The organism is Streptomyces sp. NBC_00878 (assembly GCF_026341515.1).
In the GTDB taxonomy this organism is placed as follows: Bacteria; Actinomycetota; Actinomycetes; order Streptomycetales; family Streptomycetaceae; genus Streptomyces.
In genome coordinates this window covers 9090454-9105287 of sequence record NZ_JAPEOK010000001.1, presented here as the reverse complement: position 1 = coordinate 9105287, position 14834 = coordinate 9090454, and the positions used below count along the sequence as shown (strand labels likewise).

Below are 14834 nucleotides of genomic sequence, written 5' to 3'. Positions count from 1 at the left end.
AGGAACCTAGTCGCCCCACACCTGGGGAGCAACGAGCAACGCTCTTGCCCGTTCACCCTGCGTCGGAGACTAGCGGGCAAGTCCGCCGGAGTCAGCGAGAACAGCGGAAAAGTCCTGGTCAGCCTCCATCGAGTCCGACATTCCGGACAAAATGCCCCGGATTTGAGGATGTATTCAGACTCGGGACGCCTGAAGGACGCCCACGAAAAGCGCTACGCGGCCGCCACAGCCGCCCTGATCTGCTCCGCGAAGAGGTCCGATGACGCGCGTAGCGAGCCGATATCGGGTCCGTGACGCAGAACACCCCGGCTGACATTCGGGACCACCCGGTGCACCGCCGCGCCGAACACGCCCGGGAGATCGGCCGGTGTGGCCCCCTGGGCACCGATGCCGGGCGCGAGGAGCGGGCCGTTGATATCGAGGTCGTACGAGGACAGATCGCCGAGCGTGGCGCCGACGACCGCTCCGAAGGAGCCCATCGGGGTCTCCCCCGCGTTCTCCTCGGCGAGATGCGCCAGCATGGTCGCGCCCACGTTCCGCAGGGCGGTGTCCTCGGGGCGCACCGCGTGCTGCACCTCGCCGCCCTCCGGGTTGGAGGTGAGGGCGAGCACGAACAGACCCGAGCCGCTCTCCCGCGCGAGGTCGACCGCCGGCTTCAGCGATCCGTAGCCGAGGTACGGCGAGACGGTGAGCGCGTCCGAGAAGAGCGGCGACCCCTTCTCCAGGAAGGCGGAGGCGTACGCCGCCATGGTCGAGCCGATGTCGCCGCGCTTGGCGTCCATGACGACCAGCGCCCCAGCCGCCCGCGCTTCCTCGACCGACTTCTCCAGTACGGCGATGCCGCGTGACCCGAAGCGCTCGAAGAACGCGCTCTGGGGCTTCAGTACGGCCACCCGGTCGGCCAGCGCCTCGACGACGGTGCGGCTGAAGCGCTCGAGCCCCGCGATGTCGTCGTTCAGGCCCCAGTCGGCCAGCAGGGAGGCGTGCGGGTCGATGCCGACGCACAGCGGCCCCCGCTCGTCCATGGCGCGGCGCAGCCGCGATCCGAAGGGCTCGGTCATACCGTCGTCTTCCTTACGTCGGCGCCGACCGCGTCGGCGAGGGTGGCGTACGGGCTGGTGCGCAGGCGGGCGGCGAGGCCCTTGTGGATGGCGCGGCCCCAGAAGGGGCCCTCGTAGACGAAGGCGCTGTAGCCCTGGACGAGAGTGGCGCCCGCCAGGATCCGCTGCCAGGCGTCCTCGGCGTTCTCGATCCCGCCGACGCCCACCAGGGTGATCCGGTCGCCCACGCGCGCGTAGAGGCGGCGCATCACTTCCAGGGAGCGTGCTTTCAGCGGGGCGCCCGAGAGTCCGCCGGTCTCCGCGACCATAGCGGGTTCGGATGTCAAACCGAGCCCCTCGCGCGCGATGGTGGTGTTCGTGGCGATGATCCCGTCCAGGCCGAGCTCCAGGGCGAGGTCGGCGACGGCGTCGACATCCTCGTCGGCGAGGTCGGGCGCGATCTTCACCAGGAGCGGCACGCGGCGCGTGGTCACGGTCCGGTCGGCGGCCTCGCGGACGGCGGTCAGCAGCGGCCGCAGCGACTCCGTGGCCTGGAGGTTGCGCAGCCCGGGCGTGTTCGGCGAGCTGACGTTGACGACGAGGTAGTCGGCGTAGGCGGCCAGCCGTTCGGCGGACTTCACGTAGTCGGCGGCGGCCTCGGCCTCCGGGACGACCTTGGTCTTGCCGATGTTGACGCCCACGACGGTCCTGAAGACGGCCGTACGGGCCGCCAGACGCCTTGCTACGGCCTCGGAGCCCTCGTTGTTGAACCCCATGCGGTTGATCAGCGCGCGGTCCGGCACAAGGCGGAACAGGCGCTTCCTGGGGTTGCCCGGCTGCGCCTCCCCCGTCACCGTGCCGATCTCCACGTGGTCGAAGCCGAGCATCGACATCCCGTCGATGGCGACCGCGTTCTTGTCGAAGCCCGCCGCGAGCCCGAAGGGCCCGTGCATCCGCAGCCCGAACGCCTCGGTCCGCAGCTCCTCGTGGCGGGGCGCGAACACGGCGGCGACGAAGGTCCGCAGGACGGGGACACGGGCCGCGAGCCGGATCCAGCGGAAGGCGAGGTGGTGGGCCTGCTCGGGGTCCATGCGCTTGAACACGAGCCGGAAGAAGAGCTTGTACATGATCAGTGTCCTCACGAAGAGCCTCATGAAGAAGGCTCATGAAGAGGGGGACACCGTTTCCGGTGTCCCCCTCATGGCTGCTAGTCGCGGGCCGCGGTCAGGTGCTCGGCGTGTTCCTGGAGCGAACGCACTCCCACGTCACCGTGCTTGAGCGCGTCGATGCCCTGGACGGCGGCGGCGAGTGCCTGGACCGTCGTCAGGCAGGGCACGGAGCGGGCCACGGCAGCGGTTCGGATGTCGTAGCCGTCGAGGCGGCCACCGGTGCCGTACGGCGTGTTGACGATGAGGTCGACCTCACCCTCGTGGATGAGCTGGACGATGGTCTTCTCGCCGTTCGGGCCCTCGCCCTCGGACTGCTTGCGCACGACGGTGGCGTTTATGCCGTTGCGCTTGAGCACCTCGGCGGTGCCGGAGGTGGCAAGCAACTCGAAGCCGTGGGCGACCAGTTCGCGCGCCGGGAAGATCATCGAGCGCTTGTCGCGATTCGCGACCGAGATAAAGGCACGGCCCTTGGTCGGCAGCGGACCGTACGCCCCCGCCTGGGACTTGGCGTACGCCGTGCCGAACACCGAGTCGATTCCCATGACCTCGCCGGTGGAGCGCATCTCCGGGCCGAGGATCGTGTCGACGCCACGGCCGTGGATGTCGCGGAACCGCGACCACGGCATGACGGCCTCCTTGACGGAGATCGGGGCGTCCAGCGGCAGTTCACCGCCGTCGCCGACGGCAGGCAGCAGCCCCTCGGCGCGTAGTTCGGCGACCGTCGCGCCCAGCGAGATCCGCGCGGCGGCCTTGGCCAGCGGCACCGCGGTCGCCTTCGAGGTGAAGGGGACGGTGCGCGAGGCACGCGGGTTGGCTTCGAGGACGTACAGGATGTCGCCCGCCATCGCGAACTGGATGTTGATCAGTCCGCGGACCCCGACACCCTTGGCAATGGCCTCCGTCGAGGCCCTCAGGCGCTTGATGTCGAAGCCGCCGAGCGTGATCGGGGGCAGTGCGCACGCCGAGTCGCCGGAGTGGATGCCGGCCTCCTCGATGTGCTCCATGACGCCGCCGAGGTACAACTCGTGGCCGTCGTACAGCGCGTCCACGTCGATCTCGATCGCGTCGTCCAGGAAGCGGTCGACCAGGACCGGCCGGGACGGGCTGATCTCGGTCGACTCCTCGATGTACGAGGCCAGCCGCGTCTCGTCGTACACGATCTCCATACCGCGCCCGCCGAGGACGTACGACGGCCGGACGAGGACGGGGTAGCCGATCTCGTCGGCGATGGCCTTGGCCCCGGCGAACGTCGTGGCGGTGCCGTGCTTCGGCGCGGGGAGGCCGGCCTCGGCGAGGACCTGGCCGAAGGCGCCGCGGTCCTCGGCGGCGTGGATGGCCTCGGGCGGGGTGCCCACGACCGGCACGCCGTTGTCCTTGAGCGCCTGCGAGAGGCCCAGCGGGGTCTGTCCGCCGAGCTGGACGATCACGCCCGCGATCGGTCCGGCCAGCGTCTCCGCGTGGACGATCTCCAGCACGTCTTCGAGCGTGAGCGGCTCGAAGTACAGGCGGTCGGAGGTGTCGTAGTCCGTGGAGACGGTCTCCGGGTTGCAGTTGACCATCACGGTCTCGTAGCCCGCGTCGCTCAGCGCGAAGGAGGCGTGGACACAGGAGTAGTCGAACTCGATGCCCTGGCCGATGCGGTTCGGACCGGAGCCGAGGATGATCACCGCGGCCTTCTCGCGCGGAGCCACCTCCGTCTCCTCGTCGTACGAGGAGTAGAAGTACGGCGTCTTGGCCGCGAACTCGGCGGCGCAGGTGTCGACCGTCTTGTAGACCGGGCGTACGCCCAGCGCGTGTCGCACCTCGCGTACGACGTCCTCACGCAGGCCTCGGATCTCGCCGATCTGGACGTCGGAGAAGCCGTGGCGCTTGGCCTCGGCGAGCAGCTCCGGGTCCAGCTTGTCGGCGGCGGCCAGCTCGTCCGCGATCTCCTTGATCAGGAACAGCTGGTCCACGAACCACGGGTCGATCTTCGTGGCCTCGAAGACCTCCTCGGGCGCGGCACCCGCGCGGATGGCCTGCATGACGGAGTTGATGCGCCCGTCGGTCGGCCGCACGGCCTCTTCCAGAAGAAGAGCCTTGTCGCCGGGCTCGCCGACGAACGTGAACTGGCTGCCCTTCTTCTCCAGCGACCGCAGCGCCTTCTGCAGCGCCTCGGTGAAGTTGCGGCCGATCGCCATGGCCTCGCCGACCGATTTCATGGTCGTGGTCAGCGTGGAGTCGGCGGACGGGAACTTCTCGAACGCGAACCGCGGCGCCTTGACGACGACATAGTCGAGCGTGGGCTCGAAGGACGCCGGGGTCTTCTCCGTGATGTCGTTCGGGATCTCGTCGAGGGTGTAGCCGACGGCCAGCTTGGCGGCGATCTTGGCGATCGGGAAGCCGGTGGCCTTCGACGCGAGGGCCGAGGAGCGCGACACCCGCGGGTTCATCTCGATGACGATGATGCGGCCGTCGTCCGGGTTCACGGCGAACTGGATGTTGCAGCCGCCGGTGTCGACGCCGACCTCACGGATGATCGCGATGCCGATGTCCCGCAGGCGCTGGTACTCGCGGTCGGTCAGCGTCATCGCGGGCGCCACGGTGATCGAGTCGCCGGTGTGGACGCCCATGGGGTCGAAGTTCTCGATGGAGCAGACGACCACGACGTTGTCGTGCTTGTCGCGCATCAGCTCCAGCTCGTACTCCTTCCAGCCGAGGATGGACTCCTCCAGGAGCACCTCGGTGGTCGGCGAGAGCGTGAGGCCCTGCCCCGCGATCCGGCGCAGCTCCTCCTCGTCGTGCGCGAAGCCGGAGCCGGCGCCGCCCATGGTGAAGGACGGCCGGACCACGACGGGGTAGCCGCCGAGCGTGTCGACGCCCTGGATCACGTCGTCCATGGAGTGGCAGATGACCGAGCGGGCGGACTCGCCGTGCCCGATCTTCTCGCGGACGGCCTCGACGACATCCTTGAAGAGGTCGCGGTCCTCGCCCTTGTTGATCGCCTCGACGTTGGCGCCGATCAGCTCGACACCGTACTTCTCCAGCACACCCTGCTCGTGCATGGAGATCGCGGTGTTGAGAGCGGTCTGCCCGCCGAGCGTCGGCAGCAGGGTGTCCGGCCGCTCCTTGGCGATGATCTTCTCGACGAACTCCGGGGTGATCGGCTCGACGTACGTCGCGTCGGCGATCTCCGGGTCGGTCATGATCGTCGCCGGGTTGGAGTTGACGAGGATGACCCGCAGGCCCTCGGCCTTGAGGACACGGCAGGCCTGGGTGCCGGAGTAGTCGAACTCGGCGGCCTGGCCGATGACGATCGGGCCTGAGCCGATGACCAGGACGGACTGGATATCGGTGCGCTTAGGCACGCTGGCCCTCCATGAGCTCTACGAAGCGGTCGAACAGGTAGGCCGCGTCGTGCGGGCCCGCCGCCGCCTCGGGGTGGTACTGGACGCTGAAGGCCGGCTGGTCGAGCAGCTGAAGCCCCTCGACCACCTGGTCGTTCAGGCAGACGTGCGAGACCTCGGCACGCCCGTAGGGGGTCTCGGAGACCCTGTCGAGCGGCGCGTCGACGGCGAAGCCGTGGTTGTGCGCGGTGACCTCGACCTTGCCGGTCGTACGGTCCTGCACCGGCTGGTTGATGCCCCGGTGGCCGTACTTCAGCTTGTACGTGCCGAAGCCGAGGGCGCGGCCGAGGATCTGGTTGCCGAAGCAGATGCCGAAGAGCGGCGTCTTCCGCTCCAGCACGGCACGCATCACGGAAACCGGGTGCTCGGCCTGCTCCGGGTCGCCGGGACCGTTGGAGAAGAACACACCGTCCGGCTCGACCGCGTAGATGTCCTCGACACCCGCCGTCGCGGGCAGCACATGCACCTCGATGCCGCGCTCGGCCATGCGGTGCGGGGTCATGCCCTTGATGCCGAGGTCCACGGCGGCGACGGTGTACTTCGCGGCACCGATCGGGACGGCTTCGCCGTCGGGGCCGATCGCGGGGACGACGTACGTCTCCTGGGTGGCCACTTCCTCGTAGAGGCTGGCGCCCTTCATCTCGGGGGCCTGGCGCACCTCGGCGAGCATGGTGCCCTCGTCGGGCAGCGCGTTGCCGGAGAAGATGCCGACGCGCATGGCGCCGCGCTCGCGCAGATGGCGGGTGAGCGCGCGGGTGTCGATCCCGCTGATGCCCACGACGCCCTGCTGGACGAGCTCCTCGTCCAGGGAGCGCCGGGAGCGCCAGTTGGAGGGCACGCGCGCGGGGTCCCGTACGACGTAACCGGCGACCCAGATGCGCTTCGACTCGGGGTCGTCGTCGTTGACGCCGGTATTGCCGACGTGCGGGGCGGTCATCACGACGACCTGGCGGTGGTACGACGGATCGGTGAGGGTCTCCTGGTAGCCGGTCATGCCGGTGGAGAACACCGCTTCGCCGAAGGTCACCCCCACAGCCCCGTAGGCACGGCCGCGGAAGGTCCGGCCGTCCTCCAGGACGAGTACGGCGGGAGCCGCCTTTCGCCCCTGCGAGGCGGTTCCCTGGGTGGAGGTCGTCATCGTGCGCCTTCCGTCTTGTCGCTCTTGTCGCTCGTGTCGATCATGTCGATCATGTGGTTCAGGGTGTCGACCCACTCGTTGTGCTCGGCCGCGTGGTCGGAGCGGAAGCCGGAGTCGATCAGCCGGTCGCCGTGCGCCCAGGTGATGACGAGGAGCCCGCCCTCGGTGAGGACCTTGCCCGCGATGCCCTTGTCGAGCCGGGCCTCGCGCAACTGCGCGACGGGGACGAAGAAGTCGGCCGCTCCGGGGCGTACGACGTCCAGGCCCGCGTCCGTCAGCGTGACCTCGGCCCGGCTGCGGGTGCCCAGGCCGTGCGCCACGATGCGGTCGAGCCACTGCCCGGCGGTGGTGGAGCCGTGGTAGCGGCCACTCATCGAAAGCACGGTCAGTCTGGCCTCGCCGGGCTCTTCCGGCGCGGTGGGCAGCTCGGGCAGGTCGCCCTGGAGCGCGCCACGCCACTTCCAGCCCTCGCGCATCAGCCAGTAGACGAGCGCGATGAACAGGACGAGGCCGACGAGCCAGCCGACACGGGCGGCCCAGTCGGTCACTTCGGCGGACTTCTGTTCGGCGGCGATGTCCGCCGCGATCCCGGCCGCAATGGGGGTGAGTGATGTCACGCGAGCTTCCCGTCGACGAGCGTGGCCCTGCCCCGGAGCCACGTGTGCGTGACACGGCCCGGCAGCTCACGACCCTCGTACGGAGTGTTGCGGCTGCGCGACGCGAAGCCCGCGGGGTCCACGGCTCCACGGTATGCCGTGTCGACGAGGGTGAGGTTGGCGGGCTCGCCTGCCGAGACGGGACGGCCGTGGCCCTGTGCCCGGCCGATGTCGGCGGGCTTGACCGACATGCGGTCGGCGACCCCGGCCCAGTCGAGGAGCCCGGTCTCGACCATCGTCTGCTGGACGACGGACAGCGCGGTCTCCAGGCCCACCATGCCCATGGCGGCCGCGGCCCACTCGCAGTCCTTGTCCTCGTGCGGGTGCGGGGCGTGGTCGGTGGCGACGATGTCGATCGTGCCGTCGGCGAGCGCCTCGCGCAGGGCCATGACGTCGCGCTCGGTGCGCAGCGGCGGGTTGACCTTGTAGACGGGGTTGTACGACCGCACCAGCTCGTCGGTGAGGAGAAGGTGGTGCGGGGTGACCTCGGCGGTGACGTCGATGCCGCGGGACTTGGCCCAGCGCACGATCTCCACCGATCCCGCGGTCGACAGGTGGCAGATGTGCACGCGCGATCCGACGTGCTCGGCGAGCAGGACGTCCCGGGCAATGATCGATTCCTCGGCCACCGCGGGCCAGCCGCCCAGGCCCAGCTCGGCGGAGACGACGCCCTCGTTCATCTGGGCGCCCTCGGTGAGCCGGGGCTCCTGCGCGTGCTGGGCGACGACGCCGCCGAAGGCCTTCACGTATTCGAGCGCCCGCCGCATGATCACGGCGTCGTCGACGCACTTGCCGTCGTCGGAGAAGACCGTGACCCCGGCGGCGGACTCGTGCATGGCGCCCAGCTCGGCGAGCTTCTTGCCCTCCAGGCCGACAGTGACGGCGCCGATGGGCTGCACATCGCAGTAGCCGTGCTCCTGGCCGAGCCGGTAGACCTGCTCGACGACACCGGCGGTGTCGGCGACCGGGAAGGTGTTGGCCATGGCGAACACGGCGGTGTAGCCGCCGCTGGCCGCCGCGCGCGTACCGGTCAGGACGGTCTCGGAGTCCTCACGGCCGGGCTCGCGCAGATGGGTGTGCAGGTCCACGAGCCCCGGCAGGAGCACCTTGCCGTCGGCCTCGACGACCTCGGCACCCTCTGCCGACAGACCGCTGCCCACGGCCGCGATCTCGGCACCGTCGATCAGCACGTCCTGCGGCTCGCCGCCGAGCACCTTCGCACCACGGATAAGGATCTTGGCCATGTGACTTACTTCTCCTCGGTACGGAATTCGGAGGCGGGCGCGGAGCGCCTCGATGCAAGGGTGGTGGTGGGCGACGGGTGGGCGACGGCGGGTTCGTTGCCGCCGAGCAGCAGGTAGAGCACGGCCATCCGGATCGAGACTCCGTTGGCGACCTGCTCGATGGCGGTGCAGCGGTCGGAGTCGGCGACCTCGGCCGTGATCTCCATCCCGCGGACCATCGGCCCGGGGTGCATCACGATGGCGTGCTCGGGCATCTTCGCCATCCGGTCGCCGTCGAGTCCGTAGCGCCGCGAGTACTCGCGCTCGGTCGGGAAGAACGCCGCGTTCATCCGCTCGCGCTGGACCCGCAGCAGCATCACGGCATCGGACTTGGAGAGCGTGCTGTCGAGGTCGTACGAGACCTCGCAGGGCCAGGACTCGACGCCGACGGGCACCAGCGTCGGCGGGGCCACGAGGGTGACCTCGGCGCCGAGGGTGTGCAGCAGGTCGACGTTCGAGCGGGCCACCCGGCTGTGCAGGATGTCGCCGACGAGCGTGATGCGCTTGCCCGCCAGATCCTGGCCGATGCCCGCGTCCCGGCCGACCAGCCGGCGCCGCATGGTGAAGGCGTCGAGCAGGGCCTGGGTGGGGTGCTGGTGGGTGCCGTCACCGGCGTTGATGACGGCGGCGTCGATCCAGCCTGAGGTGGCGAGCCGGTACGGGGCTCCGGAGGCGCCGTGCCGGATGACGACGGCGTCGACGCCCATGGCTTCGAGGGTCTGGGCGGTGTCCTTCAGGGACTCGCCCTTGGAGACGCTGGATCCCTTGGCGGTGAAGTTGATGACGTCCGCGGAGAGGCGCTTCTCGGCGGCCTCGAACGAGATCCTCGTCCGGGTGGAGTCCTCGAAGAAGAGGTTGACGACGGTGCGGCCGCGCAGGGTCGGCAGTTTTTTGATCGGCCGGTCGGCGACCCGGGCCATCTCCTCGGCGGTGTCGAGGATCAGGACGGCGTCGTCGCGGGTGAGGTCGGCGGCCGAGATGAGATGACGCTGCATCTGTCAGGCTCCGTAAGGCAGTTCAGGTCGGGAGTCGGGGCCCTGCGGCTGTCCCCGGGAAGGGCACGGCCGGGCAGGCGCGGGCGCGCGGAGGCGCACTCAGGGTCGGTCGTACGAGCGGACGTACGGCTGAGTGCCGCTACTGCTCGCCGGGCCGGGCGGTCCGCTTCACACCGAGCAGCACGGTGTCGCGACCGTCCTCCTCGGCGAGCTGGACCTTGACCGTCTCCCGCAACGACGTGGGGAGGTTCTTGCCGACGTAGTCGGCGCGGATCGGGAGTTCGCGGTGGCCCCGGTCGACGAGGACCGCGAGCTGTACCGCGCGCGGCCGCCCGATGTCGTTCAGCGCGTCGAGGGCGGCGCGGATGGTGCGGCCGGAGAAGAGCACGTCGTCGACGAGAACGACCAGGCGGCCGTCGATGCCGTCACCGGGAATGTCCGTACGGGCCAGCGCGCGCGGCGGGTGCATGCGCAGGTCGTCGCGGTACATCGTGATGTCGAGGGAGCCGACCGGGATCTTCCGGTCGGTGATCTCCTGGAGTTTGGCGGCGAGCCGCTGGGCCAGGAAGACGCCCCGGGTCGGAATGCCGAGGAGCACCACGTCGTCGGCACCCTTGGCGCGCTCGACGATCTCGTGGGCGATGCGGGTCAGGACCCGCGCGATGTCGGGGCCTTCGAGAACGGGCCGCGCATCGGACTCGTACTGCTGTTTCTGCTGTTCTGTGTCCATAAAAACGGACCTCCTTCTCCGCCTCACGGGACGGATCATTAAAGGACGTCGGAATTGCGCCACCCACGGTATCAGCCCGGCAACGTCCCTGATCACCCCCTTGGCCCCAGCCGTAACCACCTCCCACGGAAGGGTCGGTCCGGACCATTCGGCTTGACGAGGCAGAGTCACGCTGCGTAACCTCACAGTGAGTCACCAGCCGCGCGGCCGAGCCGCACGTCGACACAGTGCCGGGGAGCTATATGTCCAGCGAATACGCCAAACAGCTCGGGGCCAAGCTCCGCGCCATCCGCACCCAGCAAGGCCTTTCCCTCCACGGCGTCGAGGAAAAGTCCCAGGGCCGCTGGAAGGCGGTCGTGGTCGGTTCCTATGAGCGCGGCGACCGCGCCGTGACCGTGCAGCGCCTCGCCGAGCTGGCGGACTTCTACGGCGTGCCGGTGCAGGAGCTGCTGCCGGGCACCACTCCGGGCGGCGCCGCCGAGCCGCCGCCGAAGCTGGTCCTGGACCTGGAACGGCTGGCCCACGTGCCGGCCGAGAAGGCAGGCCCCCTGCAGCGCTACGCGGCGACGATCCAGTCCCAGCGCGGCGACTACAACGGCAAGGTGCTGTCGATCCGCCAGGACGACCTGCGCACGCTCGCCGTCATCTACGACCAGTCCCCCTCGGTCCTCACCGAGCAGCTGATCAGTTGGGGCGTCCTGGACTCCGACGCGCGCCGGGCGGTCTCCCACGAGGACGTCTGACCCGTACCGGGACTGAGAAGAAACGTGCCGCCGGGGTGGCCGGAACCGTCTGGTTCCGGCCACCCCGGCGGCTTTCTGCGGGCCGCAGAGGACGTCTTGGAGGTTGCGGAACGCCGGAGGGCCCCAGCGCGATGCTGGGGCCCTCCGGCGTTCTTTCGTCAAGCCTCGTTCCGTACAGGAGCGCCCCAAGCCAAAGGGGCACGGGGCTGTGACATTGTGCGGCTCTGCCGCGTGGGCGCGACAAGCCCAGGACGGCCCGCGCGCTACAACGAAACGCGCGGCCCCCTCACGTTCACACTTCGTCGCGCCGAAGTGACGACTTGAGCTCCTTGAACCGGCCGAGCAGGCCGTTCACAAAGGCGGGCGACTCGTCCGTCGAGAACTCCTTGGCAAGCTGCACCGCCTCGTCGAGCACCACGGCGTCCGGGGTCTCGTCGACCCAGATCAGCTCGTACGCACCGAGGCGCAGGATGTTGCGGTCGACGACGGGCATCCTGTCGAGGGTCCAGCTGACCGCGTACTGCGAGATGAGCTCGTCGATGCGCTTCGCGTACTTCGCGTAGCCCTCGACGAGCTGCATCGTGTACTCGCTCACCGGCGGCTGCCGGGTGTCGGTCCGGGAGTGCCGGATCCAGTCACCCAGGACCGTCTGAACGTCCACGCCGCGCTGGTCACCCTCGAAGAGGATCTGGAAGGCGCGCTTGCGGGCCGTATTGCGGGCAGCCACGGTTAGCTGTTCACCCGGCCGAGGTAGTCGCTCGAGCGGGTGTCGACCTTGATCTTCTCGCCGGTGGTGATGAAGAGCGGGACCTGGATCTGGTGGCCGGTCTCCAGCGTGGCGGGCTTGGTGCCGCCGGTGGAGCGGTCACCCTGCACGCCCGGCTCGGTCTCCTGGACGACCAGCTCGACGGCGGCCGGCAGCTCGACGAAGAGCACCTCGCCCTCGTGCTGCGCGACCGTGGCGGTGAAGCCCTCGATAAGGAAGTTGGCGGCGTCGGCGACGGCCTTGCGGTCGACCATGAGCTGGTCGTAGGTCTCCATGTCCATGAAGACGAAGTACTCGCCGTCCATGTACGAGAACTGCATGTCACGCTTGTCGACAGTGGCCGTCTCGACCTTGACGCCGGCGTTGAACGTCTTGTCGACGACCTTGCCGGAAAGCACGTTCTTCAGCTTGGTGCGCACGAAGGCCGGGCCCTTGCCGGGCTTGACGTGCTGGAACTCGACGACGGACCAGAGCTGGCCCCCGTCGAGCTTGAGCACCAGGCCGTTCTTGAGGTCGTTCGTGGAAGCCACGGTTGCGGAATCTCCTGGACTGACGTGGACGACCCCGGAACACGCGCACAGCGGGAAGCTAGAGCGCGAGCAGCTCCTTGGTCGTAATGGTGAGTAGCTCGGGTCCGCCGTCCGCCTCGGGGCGCACGACGAGCGTGTCATCGATCCGGACACCGCCCCGGCCCGGGATGTGGACCCCCGGTTCGACGGTGACCGGCACGCAAGCGTCCAGTTTACCCATGGCCGCGGGGGCCAGCTGCGGGTCCTCGTCGATTTCGAGCCCCACACCGTGTCCGGTCAGCGGAGGAAGGCCGTCCGCATAGCCCGCGGAGTCCAGAACCTGGCGGGCGGCACGGTCCACGTCACGGTAGGCGGCGCCGGGTACGAGGGCCTCGCGGCCGGCCCGCTGGGATGCGAAGACCAGGTCGTACAGCTCGATCTGCCAGTCGGCGGGCGAGGTCCCGATGACGAAGGTGCGGCCGATCTCGCAGCGGTAGCCCCGGTAGACCGCGCCGAGGCAGACGGAGAGAAAATCTCCCTCCTCGACCCGGCGGTCGGTGGGGCGGTGGCCGTGGCGCCCCGAGTTCGGGCCCGTGCCGACCGAGGTCGTGAAGGCCGGGCCGTCGGCGCCGTGGTCGACGAGGCGGCGTTCGAGTTCCAGGGCGAGATGACGTTCGGTGCGGCCGACGAGGATGGATTCGAGGAGCTCACTCAGCGCCTGGTCGGCGATCTCCGCGCCGATACGCAGACAGGAGATCTCCTCCTCGTCCTTGACCACACGCAGCTGCTCGACGGCCCCGCCGAGGTCGCCGAGGCGCAGCCGGGGCGCCACCGAGCCGATCGCCCGGTGCCGGGTCACGGTCAGGTGGTGCTCCTCGACGGCGAGGGACTCGGCGCCCTGGGCCGCGGCGAGGTCCGCCGCGGCGACGGCGGGGTCGCCTCCGGGGCTCGGCAGCGTGTGTACCTGGAGGGCCTCGTCCGGTCGGCCCTCGTCGAGCGAGGCTTCCGTTGGACCGCCGTACACGAGCAGGTCCTCGCTCTTGCCCAGCAGGAGAACGGCGCCGTGGGGGGCCACGCCCGCGAGGTAGCGGACGTTGGCGGGGCGGGAGACCAGCGCGGTGGCGCTGCCGCCCGCTGTGCAGCGCTCGCGGAGCCGGTCGCGGCGGGCCGCGTACACCTGTGACATGACCCGAGCGTATGAGCTCCGCGGGGTTGGCGCCGGTTGGGGGCGCCGAGCGGGGGACGGGGGGCGGCCGGAGGTTGTGTATCGGGTGCGGGTCCGGTGGGGGCTGGTCGCGCAGTTCCCCGCGCCCCTGAAAGGCGAGCCTGTGCTCAGCCCCTCCTCAACAGGCCCCTACCTCTGGGCCCCTACCACTGCGGGGGGCTTGCGATTGAGCGGGCCAGTACGTCGTCCAGGACTTGGGCCGTTTGCGGGACGTCGAGTTGGGAGTTGTCGATGATCGGCAGGCCCGAGCCGTACCAGCCCGCCATCCGGCCGTGGATGCGGGCGACTTCCTCGTCGGTGAGGCGGCGGTTTCCGGAGCGCTCGGCGTTGCGCTCCAGGACTATCTCCAGGCCCGGCAGGAGGACGACCGGCAGCAGGCCGGGACCGACGTGCCGCTTCCAGCCGCCGAGGCCGACGACGGGGCGGTCGGGGAAGACGGCGTCGTCGAGGATGCACGAGATGTTGTTGGCCAGGAAGTTGCGGGCCGCGAAGCCGCACGTACGGCGGGCGAGACGATACTGCGCCTCCGAGTGGTCGTTCCACCCCGACTGCGGGTCGGCGAAGCCCGAGCGCACCCATTCGCGTACGTCGTCGAGGCTGATGTGCGCGGTGGGCACCCTGCGGTGGTCCGCCCAGTACTTCGCGACGCTCGTCTTGCCGGCGCCGGCGGGCCCGATGAGCAGGACGGCGAGGGTCGTGGACGTCGGATCGGCCGTGCCCGCGGCGGGCGGCGCGCTCGGCATCGGAACGGGGCCGCCCGGCGGCAGCTGTACGTGACCCGTGGTGTCCGGCATCGGCGGCGGAGGGGCGTGGTGCGGGTGCGGGACCGCGTGCTGCGGCGCGGGCGCGTGGCCCGGCGGGTGGGGGGCGGGGGGCCCGGTCGGTGCTCCGGCGAAGCCCGGCGGCGGGCCGACGGGCGCGGGGCCCGCGGGCGGACTCGCCGGCGCGTGGCCCGGGTGTGCGCCCGGTTGGTGCGGTCCCGGGTGGTGTGCGGCCTGCAACCAGCCGGCGGCCGGTCCGTGCCCCGGCTGGTGGGGCGGCGGCAGCGGAGACCCCACTGCGTGCTGCATCCGGTGCCACTCCGTCTCGTGTTCTTTGGCTCACTCGCCTCCGGGGCGCCTCGGCCGGTGTCGAGAAGCCGACCGTGCTCAGCCCTTCGGGCGTCCGCGCGCTCGTCCTCGACACCGAAGCGCC

13 protein-coding genes are annotated in these 14834 nt (G+C 70.1%); 1 reads left to right on the top strand and 12 read right to left on the bottom strand.

What is annotated here, in order from left to right:
- Positions 1-212: 212 nt before the first annotated feature.
- The 8 genes from pyrF to pyrR form a co-directional block, all read right to left on the bottom strand.
- Positions 213-1061: an orotidine-5'-phosphate decarboxylase gene (gene pyrF, locus OHA11_RS39560; RefSeq protein ID WP_266504774.1), complete on the bottom strand. Its 849-nt coding sequence runs from the start codon at positions 1059-1061 to the stop codon at positions 213-215.
- Positions 1058-2167, bottom strand: a complete 1110-nt coding sequence (locus OHA11_RS39555) for a quinone-dependent dihydroorotate dehydrogenase (protein WP_266507769.1) — start codon at positions 2165-2167, stop codon at positions 1058-1060. Before OHA11_RS39555 ends, pyrF begins: the two co-directional genes overlap by 4 nt.
- Positions 2168-2247: 80 nt before the next feature.
- Positions 2248-5556, bottom strand: a complete 3309-nt coding sequence (carB, locus tag OHA11_RS39550; RefSeq protein WP_266504772.1) for a carbamoyl-phosphate synthase large subunit — start codon at positions 5554-5556, stop codon at positions 2248-2250.
- Positions 5549-6733 carry a glutamine-hydrolyzing carbamoyl-phosphate synthase small subunit gene (carA, locus tag OHA11_RS39545; protein ID WP_266504769.1) on the bottom strand — a complete coding sequence of 395 codons (1185 nt, stop codon included), beginning with the start codon at positions 6731-6733 and terminating at the stop codon, positions 5549-5551. Before carA ends, carB begins: the two co-directional genes overlap by 8 nt.
- Entirely contained in the window at positions 6730-7350 is a 621-nt protein-coding gene (locus OHA11_RS39540; protein ID WP_266504766.1) for a hypothetical protein, read from the bottom strand. The genes carA and OHA11_RS39540 overlap by 4 nt, the downstream gene beginning before the upstream one ends.
- The gene (locus OHA11_RS39535) at positions 7347-8633 is read right to left on the bottom strand and encodes a dihydroorotase (RefSeq protein WP_266504764.1); all 1287 of its coding nucleotides are present in this window, start codon (positions 8631-8633) and stop codon (positions 7347-7349) included. Before OHA11_RS39535 ends, OHA11_RS39540 begins: the two co-directional genes overlap by 4 nt.
- A gap of 5 nt (positions 8634-8638) precedes the next feature.
- Complete coding sequence (locus OHA11_RS39530; protein ID WP_266504762.1) at positions 8639-9667, bottom strand: aspartate carbamoyltransferase catalytic subunit; 1029 nt, start codon at positions 9665-9667, stop codon at positions 8639-8641.
- Positions 9668-9806: 139 nt separating this feature from the next.
- Positions 9807-10397 (bottom strand): bifunctional pyr operon transcriptional regulator/uracil phosphoribosyltransferase PyrR, encoded by a 591-nt coding sequence (gene pyrR / locus OHA11_RS39525; RefSeq protein ID WP_266504759.1) that lies wholly within the window; start codon positions 10395-10397, stop codon positions 9807-9809.
- A 242-nt stretch (positions 10398-10639) separates the two neighbouring features.
- Here pyrR and bldD point away from each other — a divergent pair, with 242 nt between their 5' ends.
- Positions 10640-11140, top strand: a complete 501-nt coding sequence (gene bldD / locus OHA11_RS39520; protein WP_266504756.1) for a transcriptional regulator BldD — start codon at positions 10640-10642, stop codon at positions 11138-11140.
- A gap of 292 nt (positions 11141-11432) precedes the next feature.
- Here bldD and nusB read toward each other — a convergent pair whose 3' ends face one another.
- The 4 genes from nusB to OHA11_RS39500 all read right to left on the bottom strand — a co-directional run bounded on the left by nusB (position 11433) and on the right by OHA11_RS39500 (position 14710).
- Positions 11433-11867, bottom strand: a complete 435-nt coding sequence (gene nusB, locus OHA11_RS39515; protein ID WP_143635383.1) for a transcription antitermination factor NusB — start codon at positions 11865-11867, stop codon at positions 11433-11435.
- A gap of 2 nt (positions 11868-11869) precedes the next feature.
- Positions 11870-12436: an elongation factor P gene (gene efp, locus OHA11_RS39510; protein ID WP_266504749.1), complete on the bottom strand. Its 567-nt coding sequence runs from the start codon at positions 12434-12436 to the stop codon at positions 11870-11872.
- Positions 12437-12494: 58 nt separating this feature from the next.
- Positions 12495-13601: an aminopeptidase P family protein gene (locus OHA11_RS39505; protein WP_266504748.1), complete on the bottom strand. Its 1107-nt coding sequence runs from the start codon at positions 13599-13601 to the stop codon at positions 12495-12497.
- Between the two features lie 182 nt (positions 13602-13783).
- Positions 13784-14710 (bottom strand): Pro-rich N-terminal domain-containing protein, encoded by a 927-nt coding sequence (locus OHA11_RS39500; protein ID WP_266504745.1) that lies wholly within the window; start codon positions 14708-14710, stop codon positions 13784-13786.
- Between the last annotated feature and the right edge of the window lie 124 nt (positions 14711-14834).